20 protein-coding genes are annotated in these 19,492 nt (G+C 69.8%); 12 read left to right on the top strand and 8 right to left on the bottom strand.

Features of this window, described 5'->3' with window-relative positions; all coding sequences use genetic code 11:
- Nucleotides 1–41 precede the first annotated feature (41 nt).
- Entirely contained in the window at nucleotides 42–1,223 is a 1,182-nt protein-coding gene (locus FKO37_RS31745; RefSeq protein WP_238606889.1) for a Gfo/Idh/MocA family protein, read from the bottom strand.
- Between the two features lie 148 nt (nucleotides 1,224–1,371).
- Between FKO37_RS31745 and FKO37_RS31740 the strand changes: the two genes are divergently transcribed.
- The 5 genes from FKO37_RS31740 to FKO37_RS31720 all read left to right on the top strand — a co-directional run bounded on the left by FKO37_RS31740 (nucleotide 1,372) and on the right by FKO37_RS31720 (nucleotide 6,044).
- Entirely contained in the window at nucleotides 1,372–1,872 is a 501-nt protein-coding gene (locus FKO37_RS31740; RefSeq protein ID WP_238606887.1) for a hypothetical protein, read from the top strand.
- A 306-nt stretch (nucleotides 1,873–2,178) separates the two neighbouring features.
- Nucleotides 2,179–3,006, top strand: a complete 828-nt coding sequence (locus FKO37_RS31735; protein ID WP_051728982.1) for an SIS domain-containing protein — start codon at nucleotides 2,179–2,181, stop codon at nucleotides 3,004–3,006.
- Nucleotides 3,006–3,893 carry a 1-phosphofructokinase family hexose kinase gene (locus FKO37_RS31730; RefSeq protein WP_037812996.1) on the top strand — a complete coding sequence of 296 codons (888 nt, stop codon included), beginning with the start codon at nucleotides 3,006–3,008 and terminating at the stop codon, nucleotides 3,891–3,893. Before FKO37_RS31735 ends, FKO37_RS31730 begins: the two co-directional genes overlap by 1 nt.
- A complete protein-coding gene (locus FKO37_RS31725) occupies nucleotides 3,890–4,726 on the top strand; it encodes a class II fructose-bisphosphate aldolase (RefSeq protein WP_238606886.1) in 837 nt (278 codons plus the stop codon). Before FKO37_RS31730 ends, FKO37_RS31725 begins: the two co-directional genes overlap by 4 nt.
- 100 nt (nucleotides 4,727–4,826) lie before the next feature.
- Nucleotides 4,827–6,044 carry an amidohydrolase family protein gene (locus tag FKO37_RS31720; RefSeq protein ID WP_238606885.1) on the top strand — a complete coding sequence of 406 codons (1,218 nt, stop codon included), beginning with the start codon at nucleotides 4,827–4,829 and terminating at the stop codon, nucleotides 6,042–6,044.
- Between the two features lie 272 nt (nucleotides 6,045–6,316).
- Here FKO37_RS31720 and FKO37_RS31715 read toward each other — a convergent pair whose 3' ends face one another.
- Nucleotides 6,317–6,961, bottom strand: a complete 645-nt coding sequence (locus FKO37_RS31715) for a GntR family transcriptional regulator (RefSeq protein ID WP_037812994.1) — start codon at nucleotides 6,959–6,961, stop codon at nucleotides 6,317–6,319.
- A gap of 138 nt (nucleotides 6,962–7,099) precedes the next feature.
- On the opposite strand from FKO37_RS31715, the gene FKO37_RS31710 reads away from it, so the two are divergent.
- Entirely contained in the window at nucleotides 7,100–8,566 is a 1,467-nt protein-coding gene (locus tag FKO37_RS31710) for a chlorohydrolase family protein (RefSeq protein WP_238606884.1), read from the top strand.
- 13 nt (nucleotides 8,567–8,579) lie between these two features.
- On the opposite strand, the gene FKO37_RS31705 is transcribed toward FKO37_RS31710, so the two are convergent.
- The 3 genes from FKO37_RS31705 to FKO37_RS31695 are packed head-to-tail and all read right to left on the bottom strand — an operon-like array spanning nucleotide 8,580 to nucleotide 11,403.
- Nucleotides 8,580–9,740: an amidohydrolase gene (locus tag FKO37_RS31705; RefSeq protein WP_238606882.1), complete on the bottom strand. Its 1,161-nt coding sequence runs from the start codon at nucleotides 9,738–9,740 to the stop codon at nucleotides 8,580–8,582.
- Entirely contained in the window at nucleotides 9,737–11,191 is a 1,455-nt protein-coding gene (locus FKO37_RS31700) for a sodium:solute symporter (protein WP_238606880.1), read from the bottom strand. Before FKO37_RS31700 ends, FKO37_RS31705 begins: the two co-directional genes overlap by 4 nt.
- Entirely contained in the window at nucleotides 11,188–11,403 is a 216-nt protein-coding gene (locus FKO37_RS31695; RefSeq protein ID WP_037812989.1) for a hypothetical protein, read from the bottom strand. The genes FKO37_RS31700 and FKO37_RS31695 overlap by 4 nt, the downstream gene beginning before the upstream one ends.
- A 246-nt stretch (nucleotides 11,404–11,649) precedes the next feature.
- On the opposite strand from FKO37_RS31695, the gene FKO37_RS31690 reads away from it, so the two are divergent.
- Nucleotides 11,650–11,997 carry a hypothetical protein gene (locus FKO37_RS31690; RefSeq protein WP_037812987.1) on the top strand — a complete coding sequence of 116 codons (348 nt, stop codon included), beginning with the start codon at nucleotides 11,650–11,652 and terminating at the stop codon, nucleotides 11,995–11,997.
- A gap of 140 nt (nucleotides 11,998–12,137) precedes the next feature.
- The gene (locus FKO37_RS31685) at nucleotides 12,138–13,262 is read left to right on the top strand and encodes a hypothetical protein (protein WP_051728949.1); all 1,125 of its coding nucleotides are present in this window, start codon (nucleotides 12,138–12,140) and stop codon (nucleotides 13,260–13,262) included.
- 24 nt (nucleotides 13,263–13,286) lie between these two features.
- Here the strand turns inward: FKO37_RS31685 and FKO37_RS31680 are convergent, their stop codons facing one another.
- Nucleotides 13,287–13,901 (bottom strand): TetR/AcrR family transcriptional regulator, encoded by a 615-nt coding sequence (locus tag FKO37_RS31680; protein WP_037813407.1) that lies wholly within the window; start codon nucleotides 13,899–13,901, stop codon nucleotides 13,287–13,289.
- Nucleotides 13,902–14,002: 101 nt separating this feature from the next.
- On the opposite strand from FKO37_RS31680, the gene FKO37_RS31675 reads away from it, so the two are divergent.
- From FKO37_RS31675 to FKO37_RS31665, 3 genes are all read left to right on the top strand, one after another.
- The gene (locus tag FKO37_RS31675) at nucleotides 14,003–14,788 is read left to right on the top strand and encodes an SDR family NAD(P)-dependent oxidoreductase (protein ID WP_037812983.1); all 786 of its coding nucleotides are present in this window, start codon (nucleotides 14,003–14,005) and stop codon (nucleotides 14,786–14,788) included.
- 88 nt (nucleotides 14,789–14,876) lie between these two features.
- A complete protein-coding gene (locus FKO37_RS31670) occupies nucleotides 14,877–15,785 on the top strand; it encodes an NAD(P)-dependent oxidoreductase (protein WP_037812981.1) in 909 nt (302 codons plus the stop codon).
- A gap of 46 nt (nucleotides 15,786–15,831) precedes the next feature.
- Nucleotides 15,832–16,476 carry a GntR family transcriptional regulator gene (locus FKO37_RS31665; protein WP_238606879.1) on the top strand — a complete coding sequence of 215 codons (645 nt, stop codon included), beginning with the start codon at nucleotides 15,832–15,834 and terminating at the stop codon, nucleotides 16,474–16,476.
- Between the two features lie 95 nt (nucleotides 16,477–16,571).
- Here the strand turns inward: FKO37_RS31665 and FKO37_RS31660 are convergent, their stop codons facing one another.
- Complete coding sequence (locus FKO37_RS31660) at nucleotides 16,572–16,799, bottom strand: hypothetical protein (protein ID WP_238606878.1); 228 nt, start codon at nucleotides 16,797–16,799, stop codon at nucleotides 16,572–16,574.
- A gap of 190 nt (nucleotides 16,800–16,989) precedes the next feature.
- Here FKO37_RS31660 and FKO37_RS31655 point away from each other — a divergent pair, with 190 nt between their 5' ends.
- Entirely contained in the window at nucleotides 16,990–17,988 is a 999-nt protein-coding gene (locus FKO37_RS31655) for an alpha/beta fold hydrolase (RefSeq protein ID WP_238606877.1), read from the top strand.
- A 74-nt stretch (nucleotides 17,989–18,062) separates the two neighbouring features.
- On the opposite strand, the gene FKO37_RS31650 is transcribed toward FKO37_RS31655, so the two are convergent.
- Nucleotides 18,063–19,406, bottom strand: a complete 1,344-nt coding sequence (locus FKO37_RS31650; RefSeq protein WP_238606875.1) for a PQQ-binding-like beta-propeller repeat protein — start codon at nucleotides 19,404–19,406, stop codon at nucleotides 18,063–18,065.
- Nucleotides 19,407–19,492 lie beyond the last annotated feature (86 nt).

Here is a 19,492-nt window from a genome sequence, read left to right as displayed (position 1 = left end):
CCTTCCCTTGCGCTAGCGGAGGGGACGGCGGGAGGGCGGGGTCATCTGCGATTTCCTTCCGGCGGGGAGAAATGGGCGGCCAGTTGTTCGGGCAGGGGAGGGACGTCGACCGGCACGGAGCCGGAACGCAGGGACTGCGTGGCGAGCGCGCCCGCCGCCACGGCTTCGCGGGCGGCGATCGGGGACAGTGCCGGCGGGTCGCCGTGCACTACGTAACGCAGGAATTCGGTCATGGTCAGGAGATCCGCGTCCTGGTGTCCTGATGCGACACCGTCGATCGGGTACTCGCGGTCTCCGTCCAGCGCCCATCCGCGACGGCGGTTCCACACCTTCACCACGCCGCCGCCGGTGTCGCCGAAGTTCTCCGCGCGGCCTTCGGTGCCGATTACGGTGTAGTTGCGCCAGTAGTCGGGCGTGAAATGGCATTGTTCGTAGCTGGCGAGGACACCGTTGTCGAGTCGCATGTGGACCATCGAGAGGTCTTCGACGTCGACGACCGGGTTGAGGCCGGTTTGTGCGGCGGGAGGCCAGTTGTCGAAGGAAAACCAGTCGTCGGCGAGGTGGTCGCCCTGGCCGCTGCGGTCGGTGATGCCACCGTAGACGGTCAGGTCGCCCATCGCGGTGACGCGGCGGGTGAAGCCTCCGGCGAGGTAGTGGATGACGTCGAGGTCGTGGCTGGCTTTCTGCAGCAGCAAGGAGTTTACGCGGCTGCGGTCGGCGTGCCAGTCCTTGAAGTAATAGTCGCCGCCGTTGCCGACGAAGTGACGACACCAGACGGCTTTCACTTCGCCGATCTCGCCGCGCGTCACGACGTCGCGGAGCGTGCGGACGACGGCGGAGTGCCGGAAGTTGTGTCCAATGTAGAGCGGAGTGCCGGTCTCCTGTGCGGCGGCGAGGACCGCGTCCGCGTCGGGAAGCGTTGTGGCCAGCGGCTTTTCGAGGTACACCGCCACTCCGGCGCGGAGCAGGTCGACGGCGATCTCGGCGTGCGTCCAGTCCGGCGAGGTCACGATCGCGGCGTCGACCAGATTCGCGAGTTCCCGGTGTCCCGGCACGATCTCGATGCCGCCGAACATTTCGCGCGCTCGCGCCCGGCCGCGCTCGTCGGGATCCGAAGCCGCCGCCAGTTCCGCCGCGACGCCGGATTCCGCCACGTGCCGGGCGATCCCGGCCCGCAGGCCGACGCCGACCACACCGACCCGCAGCACCCCGGGGTTCACCACCCTGCCACCTCACCTCTGCGTGATATTGATCTGCATGATGGCAAAACAATCATAAATGCGCAATGGTGCGGGTCCGCTCATGGGGCGATGACCGCTCCGGGGAGGTCGCGGCGAGGTCGGCGGGCTCTCCCTTATGGACGGTGGTGCGGTGCCGCCCGCGGATGCCGAGTCGGCCGGTTCGCAGGTCGCGACGATCTTGACCTGCGCATGGACCGACGGCTCGCAGGCGTTGGCGAGGACGGTCGGACTGGGCTTGCCGGACCTGCACGCTGTTGTCCAGCGCGCGGGCGACCCCGTTGGGCTCCGCCGTTTCGCCTGGTCGCGGCAGGTCTGCGGCATGGACGGCAGTCTTGTGCTGCGGCGGCAGGTCTGCGGCGCGGGCGGCAGTCTTGTGCTGCGGCGGCAGGTCTGCGGCGCGGGCGGCAGCTTTGTGCTGCGGCGGCAGGTCGTACGCGGCGCCCGGTGCGGCGCGGATGGCGGTCTTGTGCTGCGGCGGCAGGTCGTCCCCGGCGTCCTCCACGGCGCGGATGGCGGTCTTGTATTGCAGTGGCAGTTCGTCCCCGGCGGTGCCGTGCGGCGCAGGCGGGTGATCGGCCGCTGGTCGGCGAGGGTCGAGGATCCCGCCGCGCGGTCCCGAGCGCGTCGCTGATCTCCGCGAACGCGCCGCTGCCCCGTTGGCTCGCTCATTCGAGCAGGACGTTCGGGTGTTGCCGGGGCGTCATGCCGGGTCTCTCGTTCCTGGTCGGAGGCGGTCCGGTGCTCATCCTAGAGGCCGCACGGACTCGACTTTGTGATTGAATCTGCGCTATAACGCAAGTAGCAAGCAAAAACACTCAAGCAGAGTGCCGGAGTCGGTCACGTCTCCCGCCCTGGATCGAAAGGCCTCCATCCCGTGTCCTCCCTTCCGGATGCTCCCGGCTCCTTCGTGGCCGCCGAACTGGCTTCCCAGCCCGAAATGTGGCGCGCGGCGGCCGCGCTGGCCCCGTCCGCCGCGCTGCCTCAGCCGGGCGAACGAGTGGCCGTCGTCGGCTGCGGCACCAGCTGGTTCATCGCGATGAGCTACGCCGTCGCCCGCGAACAACGCGGCCACGGGGTCACCGACGCCTTCGCCGGCTCCGAATACCCGGCCTCGCGCGAGTACGACCGCGTCGTGGCGATTTCCCGCTCCGGCACCACGACCGAGATCATCGACCTGCTCACCGCGATGCCCGCGCAGCGCACCGTGCTGATCACCGCGGTCGGCGACAGTCCCGCTGCCGCGGTCGCGGACGAGGTCGTCGAACTCTCCTTCGCCGACGAACAATCCGTGGTGCAGACCCGCTTCGCCACCACCACGCTCGCCCTGTTGCGCGCCGGTCTGGGCGACGACATCGACCAGCTCGCCACGTCCTGTGCGGACGCGCTGACCGAACCGATCGACGACCTCCTCGACGCCGAACAGGTCACCTTCATCGGCCGTGGCGCTGCCGTGGGCCTGGCTTGCGAAGCCGCACTGAAAACCCGTGAAGCCGCACAGTTCTGGGCCGAGTCGTACCCCGCCATGGACTACCGCCACGGCCCGATCGCGATCGCTCAGCCGGGCCGTCTCGTGTGGTCGCTGGGCGAGGCCCCCGCGGGACTCGCGGACGACGTCGCCCGCACCGGCGCGCGTTTCGTCCACCACGACCTGGACCCGCTCGCCGCACTCGTGGTGGCGCAACGCTTCGCCGTCGCACTGGCGGCCCGGCGCGGCCTGGATCCCGACCGTCCGCGCTCGCTGACGCGCTCGGTGATCCTCGTCTGATGATCCTCACGCTGACGCCGAACCCGGCCATCGACGTCACCTACCGGGTCGGCACCCACACGCCCGGCGACACGAACCGGGTGCTGGAGGTGCAGCGACGGCCGGGCGGCAAGGGCGTGAACGTGGCCCGGGTGCTCGCCGCGGTGGACGTCCCGGTCCGGACGCTTCTCCCGCTGGGCGGCGACGCGGGCCGGTGGCTCGGGGGAGCGCTGGAGGTTCCGTTCGAGGCCGTCCCGATCTCCGGCGAAACCCGGACCACCGTGACGGTGACCGGCGACGGCCATCCGACGGTCTACACGGAACCTGGCCCGGAAGTGTCCGAAGAGGAATGGACAGCTTTCGGTTCGCACCTGTCGAACTGCCTGTCTGCGGCTGACCTGCTGGTTGTCTCCGGATCTCTGCCCCGGGGCACCTCGCCGGACCTGGTCGCAGATTGGGTCCGCATCGCCCGGGAAGCCGGGGTTCGGACGCTGGTCGACGCCTCCGGCCCGGCACTGCTGGCCGCCGCCCGAGCCGGTGCGGCAGTGAAGCCGAACCAGGCCGAACTCCTCGCCGCGACCTCTGCCGCGGACGAGGCTGCCGGTGCCGCGGCCCTGCTCCGGCTGGGCGCACAACTGGTCGTCGTCTCACGCGGGGCAGACGGCATCGCCGCCTACACCTCCGGTGGCGTCTTCGCCGTCCCCGCCATCCCTGATGTGCAGGGCAACCCCACCGGCGCCGGGGACGCCGCGACGGCCGGGCTGGCCGTCGCCCTCGCCGCCGGCTGCCCCCTGATCGAAGCCCTGCACAACGCCGCCGCCCTGGGTGCCGCGGCCGTCCTCCGCCCGGTTGCCGGAGAAGTCGATCTCGCCGCGTACCGCCGATTCCTGAACGGAGCCCCCGCATGATCACCCGCCCCGACCTGCCAACGCTGCTGACCGCCGCCCGCGAGCGCGGTTCCGCCGTGGGCGCGTTCAACGTGATCCTGCTGGAACACGCCGAGGCCATCGCCGAAGGCGCGGAACAGGCCGGATTGCCGGTGGTGCTGCAGATCAGCGAAAACTGCGTCCGCTACCACGGCGGACTGGCCCCGATCACCGTGGCGTCCCGGGAAATCGCCCGCCGCGCGTCGGTCGACGTGCTGGTGCATCTAGACCACATCGAAGACCCGGAGCTGATCCGCGAGGGCATCGCACTGGGCGTGGACAGCGTGATGTACGACGGATCGCATCTGCCATACGAGGAAAACCTGCGCATGACCCGGGAAATCGCCTCGCGCTGTCACGACGCGGGTGTGGCGGTGGAAGCGGAACTGGGCGAAGTCGGCGGCAAGGACGGGGTCCACGCGCCCGGCGCCCGCACCGACCCAGCCGAAGCGGCGGACTTCGTGACCGCAACCGGCGTGGACGCACTCGCGGTGGCCGTAGGAACGTCCCACGCGATGGTGGAACGAACGGCCCAGGTAGACCGCGCACTGGTCGCCCGATTGCGAGATGCGGTACCGGTCCCGCTGGTATTGCACGGCTCGTCAGGCCTGTCGGACGAGGAACTGCGCGGGGCCGTGGTGAGCGGGATGGCGAAGGTTAATATCTCAACGCACCTGAATGGTCTGTTCACGCGGTCGGTCCGGCAGTTCCTGGAGGAACAGCCGGAAGCGGTGGATCCCCGAAAGTACGTGCGGCTGGGGAGGAGCGCGGTGGCTTCGGAGACTGCTCGGCTTCTGCGTTTGCTGGCTGGCTGAAGACCCGCAGCGGCATCTCTTCGTCGCACAGGTGCGGACGGCTCGGCGGGACCGGGTACTCTTGGTATACCAAAGCGTCCCGTCGAGAAAGGTGCTCTCCGTGTTGATCCGTGACGTCCGTCCCTGGGGCGGTCAGCGCAGCGACGTCGAGGTGGCCGGCGGCCGGATCGCCGCGGTTCGTCCGCATGACCCGGCGGGGTCCGGCGGCGAGGTGGTCGACGTGGTCGAGGGGCGCGGGCGGCTGTTGTTCCCGTCCTTCAGCGACGTCCATGTGCACCTCGACTCGACGCGCATCGGACTGCCGTTCCGGCCGCACACGGGGGCGCCGGGCGTCTGGGCGATGATGCTGAACGACCGCGAGAACTGGCGGAACGCCGAGGTGCCGCTGCCGGAACGCGTCGCGGGCACGTTGGAGCGGATGATCGCGAACGGGACCACTCGCGTGCGCACCTACGCGCAGGTCGACGTCGACTGCCAGCTCGAGAAGCTCGACGCGGTGCTCGCCGCCAAGGAGCGCTTCGCCGCGCACGCGGACGTCGAGGTGATGGCGTTTCCGCAGGCAGGGATCCTGCGCGAGCCCGGAACCGTCGACGTGCTGGAGGCCGCGCTGCGTTCGGGTGCGTCGGTGGTCGGCGGGATCGATCCGTGTTCGCTCGACAAGGATCCCAAGGGGCACTTGGACGTCGTGTTCGGGCTGGCCGAGAAGTACGGCGTCGAGGTCGACATCCATCTGCACGAGCCGGGGCATCTCGGGGTCTTTTCGACGGACCTGGTGATCGAACGCGTCCGCGCGCTGGACATGCGCGGCAAGGTGACCATGTCGCACGCGTACGAGCTGGGCTCGGTTTCGGAAGCCGTGAGCCGCCGGCTGATCGACACGTTCGCGGAGCTGGACATCGCGATGGCGACCGTCGCGCCGTCCGTCGACCGGCAGTTGTCGCTGGCGGACCTGACGACCGCGGGCGTGCGCGTCGGGCTGGGGGAGGACGGGCAGCGGGACTACTGGAGCCCGTACGGCAACTGCGATCTCCTCGACCGCACGTGGCAGCTGGCCTTCACGCACGGGTTCCGGCGCGACGAGCTGATCGAAATGGCGCTGGCGGTCGCGACGATGGGCGGCGCGTCGATCATGAGCCACGACGTGCCCCGGCTGGCGGGGATCGCCGACCGGCCCGGCGTGGCGGTCGGCGACCGCGCGGATCTGGTGCTGGTGGACGGCGAGACGCCGACCAGCGCGGTGATGGACCGCGGCAAGGACCGGACGGTGCTGCACGACGGCGTCGTGGTGGCGGACGGGCTCGCGGTCGTCGACCTCTGACGGGGCTGAGGGGCGCTGGGCCTGAGGTGCGTACGGCTGTTTCAGCATCGGCGGGGTCTCGCGAAGAGGGGCGGTGCCAGGTGATCCGAAAGTTGAGAAGCCAGTGCCGCGGCGAGCTCAGCGTTGCCAGAGTTGAGGTTTCGCGAAGGTCGAGGGCGCAGCCCGACGCGGCGATCTCGGCATTGCCAGGACCTCGCGAAGGCCGATCGGCGTCAGTCCAGCGCAGCGAGCATTGCCGCGGCCGGAATCTCGCGGCAACGGCCGAACCAAGGTCAGCCCGCCTCCGCAGGATGCCGCCGCACCGCCTCGCTGGCTCCGGTCGCGAGATGGGCCAGCACCAGCCGTTCCACCCGTTCGACGTCCCGGTCCACGATCGCCTCGTACAGGAGTTCGTGTTCCGCCGCCATGGCTTCCAGGTCGTCGTGCTGGCCGAGCAGCCATCGCATCCGGCTGCGCAGCGTCCGCTCCAGTTCGCCGAGCAGTTCGTTCGCCGACAGGGACGTGACGACCTCGTGGAAATCCGCGGCTGCCCGGCGCGCGGACACCGCGTCGCCGGCGCGGGCGGCGCGCAGTTCCGTGTCCAGCACCTCCCGCAGCCGCGCCAGGCCCTCGCGGGTGCGGCGCTGCGCGGCGAGCCGGAAAGTGAGGCCCTCGAACGCCGTGCGCACCTCGTTGAGGTCCGCGACATCCGACGCGGTGAACTCCCGCACCACCGACCACGACCGCGGCCGCGGCGTCACCAGTCCCTCGTTTCCCAGCGCGCGCAACGCGTCCCGCACCGGCACCCGGCTCACGCCCATCTCCGCGGCCAGATCCCGTTCGACCAGCTTGCTGCCCGGAGCCCGGGTGCCGTCGAGGATCTCGTTGCGCAGCCGTTCCGTGACGCGCTCGGACTCCGACGCGAAACCCGGCTCCATCCGATCCCCTCCCGCCGCCGTCACCGACAGTATCGGCGAACCTTCTCCCAGGTTCCCGGAAAAACCCGCCCCCGGCAAGGTCTGGCCCCCAGATTCCGCCGTTTGGTATACCTAAATGTCCCGAACGGAAGGAACCCGATGCGCACTCGCTGGCGTGCCCGCCATGTGCTGGCCCATCAGAACGGGCGGCACGCCCTGCTGGAAAACGGCGAGGTCGTCTGGGAGGACGACGTCGTCGCCTACGTCGGCCCGCGGTATGCCGGAACGACCGACCTGGACGTCGACCTCGGCGAATCGCTCGTCCTGCCGGGCCTGATCGACCTCGACGCGCTGACCGACGTGGACCATCTCGGCCTCGATTCTTGGGCCACAGCAGACCGCGCGGCCGGATTGCAGTGGTCCGAGGACTACTTCGCGCACCGTCGCCGTGACGTCTTCACCCCGGAAGAACGGCAGACCATTCGCGAGTACGCGCTCGTCCAGCTGGCGCTGCACGGAATCACGACGTTCATGCCGATCGCGTCGGAAGTCCACTCGTCGTGGGCCGAGCCGTACGTGGAACTCGTCGCGATGGCGGACTTCTCACGGAACCTCGGCCTGCGCGGATATCTGGGCCCGGCATACCGATCCGGCGTCAACGTGGCCACTGTGGACGGTACCCGCACGGTCGCCTTTGACGAGCCCCGCGGCGAGGAGGGGCTGGCCGACGCACTGCGGTTCCTCGACCACGCAAAGGAACTCGACGACCCACTCGTCAACGGCGTCCTGCTGCCGTGCCGCATCGAGACTCTCACCGAAGACCTCATGCGCGCCACCGCCGTCGCATCGCGCGAGCGCGACGTCCTGGTACGGCTGCACTGCCTGCAAGGCGTGCTCGAGCGTGAACTGATCCTCGACCGTTACGGCGTGACACCGCTGGAAATGCTGAAACGCACCGGCCTGCTCGGCGACCGGTTGCTGATCCCGCACGCCCAGGTCCTCGACCGCCATCCCGCCGTCCACGGCGAAGACCGAGGCGACGTCGCGACCTTGGCCGCGGCGGGCGCGTCGGTGATCCACTGCCCGCTCACGTCCTTCCGCTACGGCCACGCCCTGCGCTCGTTCCGCGACTACCGCGAAGCGGGCCTGAACCTGTGCCTGGGAACGGATTCCTTCCCGCCGGACCTGATCCGCGGCATGGACGTCGGCGTGCATCTGGCGAAGGTGATGGGCGACCGCGCCGACGCGGCCCCGGCGGAGTGGTACGTCGAAGCGGCGACGCTCGGCGGCGCCCGTGCACTCCGCCGCGACGACCTCGGCAAGCTGGCCCCGGGCGCGCAGGCGGACCTCGTCGCGTTCCACGTCGGCGACCTGCGCGACGGTGTGCAGGACGATCCGATCCGCACCTTCTTGCTCTCCGGAACCGCTCGCCAGGCAACGCATTCCGTCGTCGCGGGCCAGCCGGTGCTGGTGGACGGGCGCCTTCCCGGGATCGACGAAGCGGACCTTCGCCGCCGCGCGCAGGCGTTGTTCGAGAAGATGCGCGCCGCGTATGCGGAGCGGGACGTCGAACGCCGGGAGGCGGGGGAGTTGTTCCCTCCGACCTTCCCGGCGTTCCAGGCGTAGCGGCGCGGCGGGGCTATCGCCGCGAGACGACAGCCCCGCCCTTCACCACGAGCTGCCGCGGAGGATGGGACACGACGGCTTCGGCCGGGTACTCCGCGGCTACGAGGAAGAAATCAGCGCGGTCGCCGATCCGCAGGCCGTAGTCCTTGAGCCGCAACGCTTTCGCGCCGCCGTATGTCGCCGCGTGCAGCGCGAGTTCGATCTCCGGGTCGGTCCGGAACGAGCTGCGGTACGCCAGGTGCATGGTGCGCGTCAGCATGTCCCCGTCGCCGTAAGGGCCCCACAGATCGCGGATGCCGTCGTTGCCGCACGCGGCGTTCGCGCCCGCTGCCCGCATCTTGGCCAGCGGCGGCACCGGCCGGTCGTACACCGCCGCGGTGGTCAGCGTGATCTGCTGCTCCGCGAGGCCTTCGAGCAGCCGGTCCTGCTGCGCGTCCGGGATGCCGCAGATGCCGAAGGCGTGGCCGATCGCGACCTTCCCGGCGAGCCCGAGCGCCTTCGTCCGCTCGATGACGAGCTCGATTTCCCAGGCGCCGAGCGGGCCTTCGTCGTGCAGGTGCAGATCGACGCCGCAGCCGTGCCGGGCGGCGATGTCGAAGATCGCGTCGAGGTGCCCGCGCGGATCGCGGTCGTAGCCCGCCGGGTCGATGCCGCCGACGTTCTCCACGCCGGACGCCACGGCCCGCTCCAGCAGTTCCAGCGTGCCGGGCCGGGTGAGCAGGCCGCCCTGGGGGAAGGCGACCTGCTCGACGGTGACCCGGCCGCGATGCCGCGCCGCCGCCTCCCGCACCGCCTCGATGCCGGACAGCCCCAGTTCGGGGTCGACATCGGTGTGCGCGCGGACGAAGGAGGTGCCGTTCGCGATCATCGTGTCTAGCAGCGCGGCCGCGGGTTCGGGCGAGGGGAGCCCGAATTCCTTGCGGCGGCGCTGTTCGTTGGAGATCCGGTCGGCGAGCACCGAACCCGAGGTGTTCGGCACCCAGGGGAGGCCCCACAGGGTTTTGTCGAGGTGGCAGTGCGCGTCGACGAGGCCGGGCAGCAGCAGCGCGCCGCCGCCGTCCTCGACCGGAACGTCCGCTTCGGTGGGCCCGAACCCGGCGATCCGGCCGTCGCGCACCAGCACGTCCGTCGGATCGCCGCCGCCGGGCCGGACGTTGCGCAGCAACAGGTTCACGCGACTCCCTCCACGGCCTCGGCCCGGACGGTCGGCTCGCGCCGCTCGGAGGTGGCGAGGCTGACGCCGACGGTGAGCACGACGTTGACGGCGATCGCGAGAAGCCCGGGATTGAGGCCCCACAACGTGTTCTTCGAAGCCAGGACCGTCCACGCGACGATCGTCACGCCGACCACGAGCCCGGTCGCCGCGCCCGCCTTGGTCAGCCGCCGCCACACGAGCCCCAGCACGATCGCCGGGAAGAACTGGGAGACGCCGTTCTGTCCGGTGAGCAGCAGGTTCACCAGCAGTGCGGGCTGGAAGATCGCGAACACCAGCGCCACCGCGGTCACCACGACGACGAGGGCGCGCGACAGCCGGAAGACGCCCAGTTCGCTGGTCTTCGGCCGCAGGACGCCCTGGTAGACGTTGCGGGCCAGCAGCGTCGCGGATTGCAGGAGCAGCAGGCTGATCGGCACGATCGCGGCCAGCGCGCCTGCCCCGCCGACGAGGCCGACCACCCACGACGGCATGGTCTTCAGCGTCAGCGAAAGCAGCGCGCCGTTGGTGCCGCTGCCCTTCAGCCCGGGCACGACGAGCACCGCGGCGAAGCCGACGAACAGCGTCAGCGCGATCAGGATCTGGTACAGCGGAAGGTAAATCGCGTTGCGCCGGATCGTCTGCTCGGACTTCGCGGTGTACATCGCGGCGAGCGCGTGCGGGAACATGAAGAACGCCGCGCTCGTGACGAGCAGGGTCGACATCATCCACGGCACGCCGAGCGGGCTGCCCGGTGCCGGGACGCCGAGGAAGCCGGGGTGCTGGGCCTGGACGGTGTCGATGAGATGCCCGAACCCGCCGAAGTAGTGCACCGGGATCGCGATGCCGACGACCAGCACGGTGCCGATCAGCAGGATGTCCTTGAGCACCGACACCCACGCGGCGGCCTTCATGCCGGACGCGTAGACGAACACCGCGATCAGCACGACCGCGAGCACCATGCTGGTGACCCGGTTGATGCCGGTCGTCGTCTCGACGATCTGGCCGAGGCCGAGCAGCTGCGCCTCGATGTAGGGGATCATGAACGCCACGCCGACGATCGCGGTCAGCGCGCCGAACCACGGGCTGCGGAAGCGGTGGGTGAAGAAATCCGCCTGGGTGACGAGGTTGTGCTTCTTCGCGTACCTCCACAATGGAGGGAGGAAGAAGTAGGACAGGACGAACGCGCACGTGCCGTAGCCGGCGATGTAGAACGCCGCGCCGCCGTTGGCGTAGGCGAATCCCGAGGCGCCGAGGTAGGTGAAGGTCGAGTAGGTCTCGCCCGCGGCGAGGACCCAGAACAGCAGTGTCCCGTAGGACCGGCCGGCGACCGTCCACTGTTCGAGGTTCATCTGCTTCCGGCCGCGCGCGGCGAGGCCGATGACCACCGCCAGCGCCACCACGGCCAGCGCGACGACTGCGCCCGCGTTCATCGCTGCTCCTGCTCGGTTTCGGCGGCGCCGGGGCGCCGGATGCGGTCGGCGACGCCGAGGAACACGGGCGTGAGGGCCACCCAGAGGAGGATCCAGAACCCGATCTCGGGCAGGAACCAGATCCGGCCGTCGCCGCTGAACCAGGGCAGGCCGGCGATCATCGCCACGTAAGGGGTGAAGGCCACCGCGGCCACCACTGCGGAACGCTTCATCGCGCACACCCTTCGTTGTTTGGTATACCATAAGCGCGGCCGGTGGCGGGTTGTCAAGGGCGCGGACGGGAACGATGCGGGCTCGCGACCCGGGTGTCCGGCCGGGTGCCGCGATTTGTCCGCTTTGGACGCCGGGCCGCCCGGCTGTGCTTTGGTAGACCGGATCATGGGTGCTGAGCCGAGGTAAAACCGGTCGCTGGCGGATCCTTTCGGCAGCTAGCTTGTGCCCTCGAGAAGGGGGACGAGATGGACAAGCCGACGACGGAGCTGTGGCGCCCGACGGGCCCGGCCGAGCTGGAGCTGGTGCGCCGGTCCGGCTGGCGCGCGTGGCCGCCGCGGCTGCCGGACCAGCCGATCTTCTACCCGGTGCTGAACGAGGACTACGCGGTGAAGATCGCCCGAGACTGGAACGTCCGGTTCGACGGCGCCGGTTACGTGACCCGGTTCCGGGTGGAAACGGCGTTCCTCGACCGCTATCCGGTGCGGCAGGCGGGTGGCGAGACGATTCTGGAGTTGTGGGTTCCTGCTGAGGAACTGGACGAGTTCAACGCGCACTTGGTTGGGGAGATCGAGGTCGTGCACGAGTTCCGCTGAGCAGTGCCTGAAGCGGGTCACTCACAGGGCCGCACGGGTCTGCGCTGGGTGAGGGCGGCGATCCGCCTCCGGGGTGGTTGACGTCGGCACCTAGGCGACGGTGAGTGACCGCACGGGCTGGCCTGCGTCACCGTGGACAGATGGATGCGGCACTGGCAGGGCTTTCCGGGCGGCTCCTGATCCAGTGCCGGCCCGCGCAGTCCGAGGAACTGCTCGGCGTCTGTACGGCGCACGACACCGGGCTCGTCCTGACCGGGAGGTCGGCGCCGGATGCCGTCAAGAGCCTGCGCGAGAAGGGGTTCGACGGGCCGCTCCTGTGCGACGCCGAGCGTTACGCAGGCAAGCGGCGGGTACTCGCCGGAGCCGGAACGCATCCGGCGTGGTGCCGGAAGCAGCGGGAACTCGGGTTGCTGCCGCTGACGGATTCCGGCTATCTCGCGGCGCGCGACTGGACGGGTTTGCGCGGCATCCTGCTGGCCGCCGCGAGGAAGCCCGCGGCCGTTGCGACGCTGCCTCTCGCTCCTTGGTGGTTCGACCACGGATCGATCGCCGCCGCGCTGGCGAGGGAGGTCAACCGGTACGGGGTACCGGTCGCGGTCGTTCTCGAGCACCGGACTGATCCGTTCGGGGTTCAGAAGCTGCTGCGCGCATTTCTGCGGTTCCTGGCCGACTGCGCGGTTCCGGTGCTGGTGTTGCGCTGCGACATTTCGGCCGCAGGCCTTCTCTGTCACGGTGCGCACGCTGCGGCGGTGGGCACGAGAAGCTCGTTGCGGCACCTGTATCCGGCCTCCGGCGGCCGCCCGGGCGGGCCTTCGGTGTTCGTGCCTCGCTTGCTCAGCTACCACCGGATCGAGACCTGCGCGAAGGTATTCGGCCGGACTCCGGAGATCGAGCAGCTGTGGACTTGCCCGTGCCCGGTCTGCGAGGACCGGACCCCCGTCGGTCTCGACCGGTCTTCGGCGGTCCGGCACGACCTCGACCGTCAGCTGGCGCTGCGGGACGAGTTGTTCCGGCGGCCGCTCACCGCGGAGCAGCGCCGGAGTTCCTGGCACGAGACGTGCGGCCACGCGAGCTTTGTCCATCGGCAGGTCGCCGAGGCGGTGCGGGGATGGACCGAACCGGCGAACCTCAGGGCCTGGTATCGGGTGACCGAGGATCCGTTGCCGCGCAACATCCCTGGCCAGTCGACGACGGGGGCCGCCAGGGCGAGCGGTGCAGGCAGGCGGAGGGTGTCCGATCGCGGGGCGCGCCGATCAGACGCATAGGCAGCTGTCCTCGGCGCGGAAAGGTCAGTGGTCTCGCGAGACGTCGAGCCCGCTCGACAACCCGCGGAAACACCGCACCGCCAACTCCACCGGCGCGGCCTTCTCCTCAGTCCCTGCCCACAGCTCCAGCGAGATCCGAATGGCATCCGTCGCCGCGGCCGCCACCAAATGCACCGTCACCTCGTCCGTCTCCGGAGCCAGCCGCGCCAGTACCGGTCGCAGCCGGGTCTCGGACTCGCCGTTCACCCGGTGCCACACGGCCGCCAGCGCCGAGTCGTCCCCGCTGGCGGCGCGCAGCAAGCCGCGCGTCCAGCTGAATTCCTGGGTCGCGTCCGCGGCGGAGATCGTCTTGTGGATCGCGTCCTCGACCGCCTTCAGCAGCGGCGTTCCTTCGGGCGTCGATGCGAGGTGGTCCCGCCACGAATCGGCGCCCACGACCAGCAGCGGGGCGACCGCGTCCTCTTTCGTGCGGAAGTAGCGGTAGAAGGTGCGCGGCGCGACGCCCGCCGCGGCGGCGATCGCTTCCGCGGTCGTTCCCTGTGCGCCATGCTCGGTGAACAGGCGTGCGGCGGCGCGGGCGATGTCGAGTTGTGTCGCCGCTTTGCGCCGTTCGGTCAGGGTCGGGGTCTTTCCGCTCACCGCGACCACGCTACCCGATCACTGTCAAGCATGCAGATCTCGTCAAAGTGGCACAGTGTGCCAGGTAGGCGTAAGGTGGCGGAAGATGAAAGGAGCGGACCATGAACCGTTACGAAGGACGCCGGGTGCTGGTCACCGGAGCGGGCTCGGGCATCGGGCAGGCGACGGTGCTGCGGATGCTGGCCGAGGGCGGGCGCGTCGTCGCCGCGGACGTGAGTGAAGCGGGCCTGGCGGACACCGTCGAGAAGGCGGGCGACGCGGCGGACCGGCTGAGCACTGTGGTCGTGAATGTCGCTGACGAGGCGTCGGTGAAGGCTGGGGTCGCGGAAGCGGTCGAGCAGCTCGGCGGGCTGGACGCGCTCGTCAACGCCGCGGGCATCCTGCGGTCGGCGCACACCCACGAGATGCCGCTCGAGGCGTTCGAGCAGGTGCTGCGCGTCAACCTGGTCGGCACGTTCCTGGTGATCCGCGAGTCGATCCCGGCGCTGCGCGAGGGCAGCGGCCCGGCGGTGGTGAACTTCAGCTCGACGTCGGCGATGTTCGCGCACCCGTACATGGCGGCGTACGCGGCGAGCAAGGGCGGCATCCAGTCGATGACGCACGCGCTGGCGTCCGAATACGCGAAGGACGGTATCCGGTTCACCGCCGTGCAGCCCGGTTCGATCTCCTCGGGCATGACCGACGGCAGCGGCAAGAGCAAGCAGAGCGTCGGCCCCGGCTTCCCCGAGGACGCCGACTTCACCCTGCTCGGCAAGCTGCTTCCGGCGCTGGGCCAGGGCTTCGCCGGTCCGGAGACGGTCGCGTCGGTCGTCGCGATGCTCGCCAGCGAGGACGCCGCGTTCGTCACCGGCACCGAGGTCCGCATCGACGGCGGCACGCACTTCTGATGCGCGATTTGTTCAAGAACTAGCCGCGAGCGGGGTCGTAGCGTCGCCGCATGACAAAGTTTTCGACCACCCGATGCGGGGTGCGGCGATGATCCTCGTGACCGGCGGCCTCGGCATGATCGGCGCGCACACGGCCCGGGCGCTGGCGGATCTGGGGCAGGACGTCCTGGTCACCGGGCACCGGCGGACGGACGTCCCGTCGTTCCTGGCGCGCCGGGTCTCAGTGGAAACGCTCGACGTCACCGACCGGGACGCGTTCCTCGCGCTCGGCGACCGGTACGACATCAGCGCGATCGTCCACCTGGCGGGCAGCATCCCCGGCGACGACCCGGTCGCGTTCTTCCGGACGGACCTGACCGGCCTGGCCAACGCCCTCGACGCGGCCCGGACGTGGCGGGTGCGGCGGTTCGCGGTCGCGAGCAGCCTCGGCGTGTACGTCGGCCGCGACGAGCCGAGCTGGCACGAGGAGCTGCCGCTGCCGACCGCGGATCTGCCGCATCTGATCGTGGCGTTCAAGAAAGCCGTCGAACCGCTGACGACGCACAGCCTGCGGGGGAGCGGTGTCGAACCGGTAGTGCTGCGGATCGGGACGGTGTGGGGTCCGCTGGTCGACCCGGAATCGCCGTTCTTCCCGATCCCGTCCTACCTCAACGCCGGGCTGCGCGGTGACACGCCGCCTCCGCTCGTCGCGGACGAGGGGTTCGACTGCTGTTACGCACCGGACGCCGGCCGCGCGATCGCGTTGCTGACCACGGCACCGTCGTTGAAGCACGACACGTACAACGTGTCGAGCGGGCAGCCGGTCACGAACCGGGAGTTCGCCGAGGCGCTCGCGCAGATCGCGCCGGGTGTGCCGGATCAGCTGCAGCCTGGCGGGGCGACCGGACCGTATCTGGATATTTCGCGGCTCAAGGAGGAAACGGGCTTCGCGCCGGAGTTCGACGTGCGGGCGGCGGTGGCGGATTACGCGGCGTGGCGGAAGACGAACCCGCGCTGACATCGGCCACAGTGGACGGTCCGGGCGGTGGTGCGAGAATGGCCGGATGGCAGCGGAACAGGGCGGCGAATCCGAGACCGAACGGGTCGTCCGGCAGCTCCGGGACGAGATCCTGGACGGGGTGCGCACACCGGGCAGCAAGCTCGTCGAACGGGACCTCGCCGCGGATCTCGGAGTGAGCCGGGTCCCGGTGCGGGACGCACTGAAAGCGCTGGTCGCCGAAGGCCTGGTCACGCCGCGCCCCCGGACGTGGGCGGTGGTGCGCGAGTTCACCGCGAGCGACATCGCCGACCTGCAGGAAGTGCGCGCGGCGCTGGAAGTTCTGACGTTCAAGCTCGCGGCGACCCGCCATTCCCGCGCCGGGCTGGACCAGCTGCGGGCTGCGTTGGACGAGGAAACGGCCGCCGCCGCTGCCGGTGACGCGGTAACCGCTCACCGCGCGGCGGCGGATTTCCACGAGGCCGTGACGGCGATGGCGGGGAACGAGCTGCTCAACGAGCTGGAACTGACGCTGCGCAGCCGCATGCGGTGGCTGCTCGGCCAGCACGAGGATCTGGAGCGGGTGGCGGGGGAGCACCGGGAGCTGCACGACGCGATCGCGCGGCGGGATGTGGATGCCGTGGAAGCGTTGCTGATGGAGCACATGGAGAGCGGGCGGCATCTGCGCGGGCTGGGGCGCGAGCGCGGCTGACGGGCAAAGGGAAACCCTCCGGATGCGATGGGGGTTTCTCAGCGGCGCGGGTGCGGCGTTGCTGTGGCGATGCACGACATCGGCGGGGCGGCCCCTCAGTTCGGATGCGAGATTTCGAGGTAATGCTTGCCGTTCATGGGAATGCACACGGCACCGTCGGCCGTGGGGTCCGGCGGCAGGGCGCGCAGTGCGCGGACACAGGCGTCCGGGGTTTCGTAAGGTCCTTTGTACTCGAGATGGCTGGCGAACGCGGTGCCGCTCAGCACCAGCGCAGCGCCGGTCGTAGCGAGGCAAACGGCAGCTGTGACCACGAATTTCCGCATAGGCGAATCCCTCCCGTTCCGGCGGTCGCGCCGACCGCCTCTTCACCATCGCTACCCTCGTCTGGGCGTGGCGAAGCAGTTCTTGCCTGTTCGGCTCAACGGAATTGATCGAACGGGCACCGGACGCAACCCCTTGCCGGAACGGCAAGTTTCCGTGCCATTGCCGGTCCGGGCTGGCGAAACTGACCGCATGATCACCGCATCCCGGCTGGTGCCCCGCTCCGTCGCGGCGCTGGCGCTGTCCCTTCTGCTCACGGTCGGCAGCGTGGCCTGTTCCGCGCCGCCTGCCGAGCCTTACGCCGCCGCCACCCAGAACGATCCCGCGTTCCAAAGCACCTTCCGGCACGAATTCGCCGACGTCGACGGTGTCCGCATGCACTACGTCACTGGCGGCAGCGGCAGCCCGGTCGTCCTGATTCACGGGTGGCCGCAAACCTGGTACGGCTGGTGGCCGGTGATGCCGGAGCTCGCGAAACACCACACCGTCTACGCGATCGACCTTCCCGGTTTGGGCGACAGCACCGGTTCGCCGAGCGGATACGACAAAGCCACACTGGCGCGTTACGTGCACACCCTGGTGGCTTCGCGGCTCAAGATCCGGAACGCCGCGGTCATCGGACATGATTTCGGTGCTGCGGTGGCATTCCAGTACGCGAGCCAATTCCCCGGCGACACCGCGCGTCTCGGCTATTTCGATTTGCCGCTTCCCGGGCCCGCGATCAATGCCACCGTATACCGGACGTTGAGCTGGCACATCGCTTTCCACTCCCAACGTCGCGTTCCCGAAGCGGTGGTCGGCGACGATGTGCGGGAATACCTCGCGCTGTTCTATCCGCAGGTTTCCTTTGGCGGGACGGCTTTCGGCGGGAATTCGGAGCGGTCGCCGTTCAGTGAGGCGGAGGTCAACGAGTATGCCCGGACCTACAGCCGTCCCACCGTTTTGTCCGGCGGGTTCGAGCTTTATCGGGCGCTGGACAAGGATGTCCGCGACACCGTGGCGGCAGCGCCGGTGAAGGTGCCGACGTTGCTGCTGACGGCTCAGGGCCAGCTCGACGCGATCCGGGCCACGGTGGCTCCGCGGCTGACTGACATCGTCCAGGCGGCGGACGTGCCGCATGCCGGGCATTGGCTGGTCGAAGAGAATCCGCAGTTCGTCGCGGGGCAGTTGGAGCGCTTCCTGAACGGCTGACGCTCGCGGAACCAGCCCCGATCCCCGGACGCGGCAGTCCGGGGATCGGGGCGAGCTCGTCCGGAGCGGTTCAGTCAGGCGCCGGACACCGCCACCACACCGGTCATCGTGCCCACGTAGGCGTGGTCGCCGGACAAAGTGGGCGAGGCGAAGTGCGGAAGAGCGCCGACATCCAGCTGAGCCAGTACGGTTCCGTCAGCCGGTGACAGCGCGTACAGCACACCGTCGTTCCAGTCCGTCACCCATACCGCGCCGCCGCCCACGGTCGGCGAGCCGTTCGCGGTCCCGTCGGCGTGCCACGCCACGGTGGGGGTGCCGTCCGCTGCGATGCGGACCGCGCGGGGGCCGTCGTTGCACGGCAGGTACGCGGTGTCGCCCTTGGTCGAGCTGCCGCCGAAGGACCGGCAGATCTCCGCCTTGGCCTGCTGCCCGCCGATTCCGCCGAGATTGTCGTGGTGCAGCACGTATCCGGTGCCGCGTTTGCCGACCGCGATGACGTGATCGCCGAGTAGGGTCGGGCTGGACGACCCGAGATCGAGGTCTTGCGCGTTGTCGTCGGCCCAGGTGTCCGGGGCGAACAGGTCCACCCGCTGCAGCGTGGGCGACAACGCCAGCACGGAATCGCTGTCGTCGTAGCCCGTGGTGGATTCGCCGTTGCCCACTGCGTAGAGCAGCCGTTGCCCGTCGACCACGCCGCCGCCTGGCGCCCAGATCCCGGCTTCCCTGGTGGTCGGCACGCTGTAACTGATCGGGTCGGCCCCGCTGGTGGTCGCCGACACCACGGAACCGATGTAGTTCGCGCAGTCCCCGGCCAGCCCGCCGTACGCCACGTACACGCGGTCGCCGAGCACGGTCAGCGCCGCTCGCTGCTGGTGCGCCGGCCGGTCGCCCTTAGGCGGTTCCAGTTCGGTGCGCACCTCCACCGCGCCGGTGGTGACGTTCACGCCGACCAGCACGTGCTGCCCGCCGGTGAGCTCGGCCAGCGCGAAAACCCGGGACGTGGCCTGGTCGTAGGCCATGGTGCCGGTGATGCCGAGCGGGTCGATGTTCCCGCACGGCAGCTCGGCTCTTCTCGCCGGTTCGCCGATGTGCGCCGACCAGCGGACCGCGCCGGTGGCCGGGTCGAGCGCGTAAACGGTGTCATTCTCCGTGGCAGCAAGGATTTGACCGCCGACCACGAGCGGCTGTCCGTACACCGCACCGTCCAAAGTGGCCTGCCAGGCGGTGCCGAGAGTGCCCAGCGGAGCGAGATCCGCGGCTTCGCCGGTGCGGGCGTTGTCGTGGTGATAGGTCGGCCAATCGCCCGCGGCGAGCTGCTGCCGGGCATGACCGGCGGTCGCCGATGCCGGCGCCGGCGGGCCGGCGCCGAGGGCGACGACTGCGATCGCGAGAACCGTGCGGAGACAATTCCTGTTCATGAGGTATCACTCCTGGTCGCTGACTAGCGACTCCCCGTATCGCAGTATCCAGCGGGGCTTCCGGTGGCGATACCTCCGAACGGCAG

This window comes from Amycolatopsis sp. Poz14 (assembly GCF_006704225.1).
GTDB lineage: Bacteria > Actinomycetota > Actinomycetes > Mycobacteriales > Pseudonocardiaceae > Amycolatopsis > Amycolatopsis nivea.
The sequence above is the reverse complement of the archived record's forward strand: the minus strand, read 5'-3'. Positions and strand labels throughout refer to the sequence as shown.

Bases quoted from the DNA above. Each gene is read 5' to 3' on its own strand.
- FKO37_RS31695 (WP_037812989.1), bottom strand. From the start codon at position 11,403: ATGAAGCGTTCCGCAGTGGTGGCCGCGGTGGCCTTCACCCCTTACGTG.
- FKO37_RS31715 (WP_037812994.1), bottom strand. From the start codon at position 6,961: ATGGAGCCGGGTTTCGCGTCGGAGTCCGAGCGCGTCACGGAACGGCTG.
- FKO37_RS31660 (WP_238606878.1), bottom strand. From the start codon at position 16,799: ATGCGGAAATTCGTGGTCACAGCTGCCGTTTGCCTCGCTACGACCGGC.
- FKO37_RS31650 (WP_238606875.1), bottom strand. From the start codon at position 19,406: ATGAACAGGAATTGTCTCCGCACGGTTCTCGCGATCGCAGTCGTCGCC.
- FKO37_RS31685 (WP_051728949.1), top strand. From the start codon at position 12,138: ATGGATGCGGCACTGGCAGGGCTTTCCGGGCGGCTCCTGATCCAGTGC.
- FKO37_RS31725 (WP_238606886.1), top strand. From the start codon at position 3,890: ATGATCACCCGCCCCGACCTGCCAACGCTGCTGACCGCCGCCCGCGAG.
- FKO37_RS31735 (WP_051728982.1), top strand. From the start codon at position 2,179: ATGTGGCGCGCGGCGGCCGCGCTGGCCCCGTCCGCCGCGCTGCCTCAG.
- FKO37_RS31670 (WP_037812981.1), top strand. From the start codon at position 14,877: ATGATCCTCGTGACCGGCGGCCTCGGCATGATCGGCGCGCACACGGCC.
- FKO37_RS31675 (WP_037812983.1), top strand. From the start codon at position 14,003: ATGAACCGTTACGAAGGACGCCGGGTGCTGGTCACCGGAGCGGGCTCG.
- FKO37_RS31700 (WP_238606880.1), bottom strand. From the start codon at position 11,191: ATGAACGCGGGCGCAGTCGTCGCGCTGGCCGTGGTGGCGCTGGCGGTG.
- FKO37_RS31710 (WP_238606884.1), top strand. From the start codon at position 7,100: ATGCGCACTCGCTGGCGTGCCCGCCATGTGCTGGCCCATCAGAACGGG.
- FKO37_RS31690 (WP_037812987.1), top strand. From the start codon at position 11,650: ATGGACAAGCCGACGACGGAGCTGTGGCGCCCGACGGGCCCGGCCGAG.
- FKO37_RS31730 (WP_037812996.1), top strand. From the start codon at position 3,006: ATGATCCTCACGCTGACGCCGAACCCGGCCATCGACGTCACCTACCGG.
- FKO37_RS31655 (WP_238606877.1), top strand. From the start codon at position 16,990: ATGATCACCGCATCCCGGCTGGTGCCCCGCTCCGTCGCGGCGCTGGCG.
- FKO37_RS31665 (WP_238606879.1), top strand. From the start codon at position 15,832: ATGGCAGCGGAACAGGGCGGCGAATCCGAGACCGAACGGGTCGTCCGG.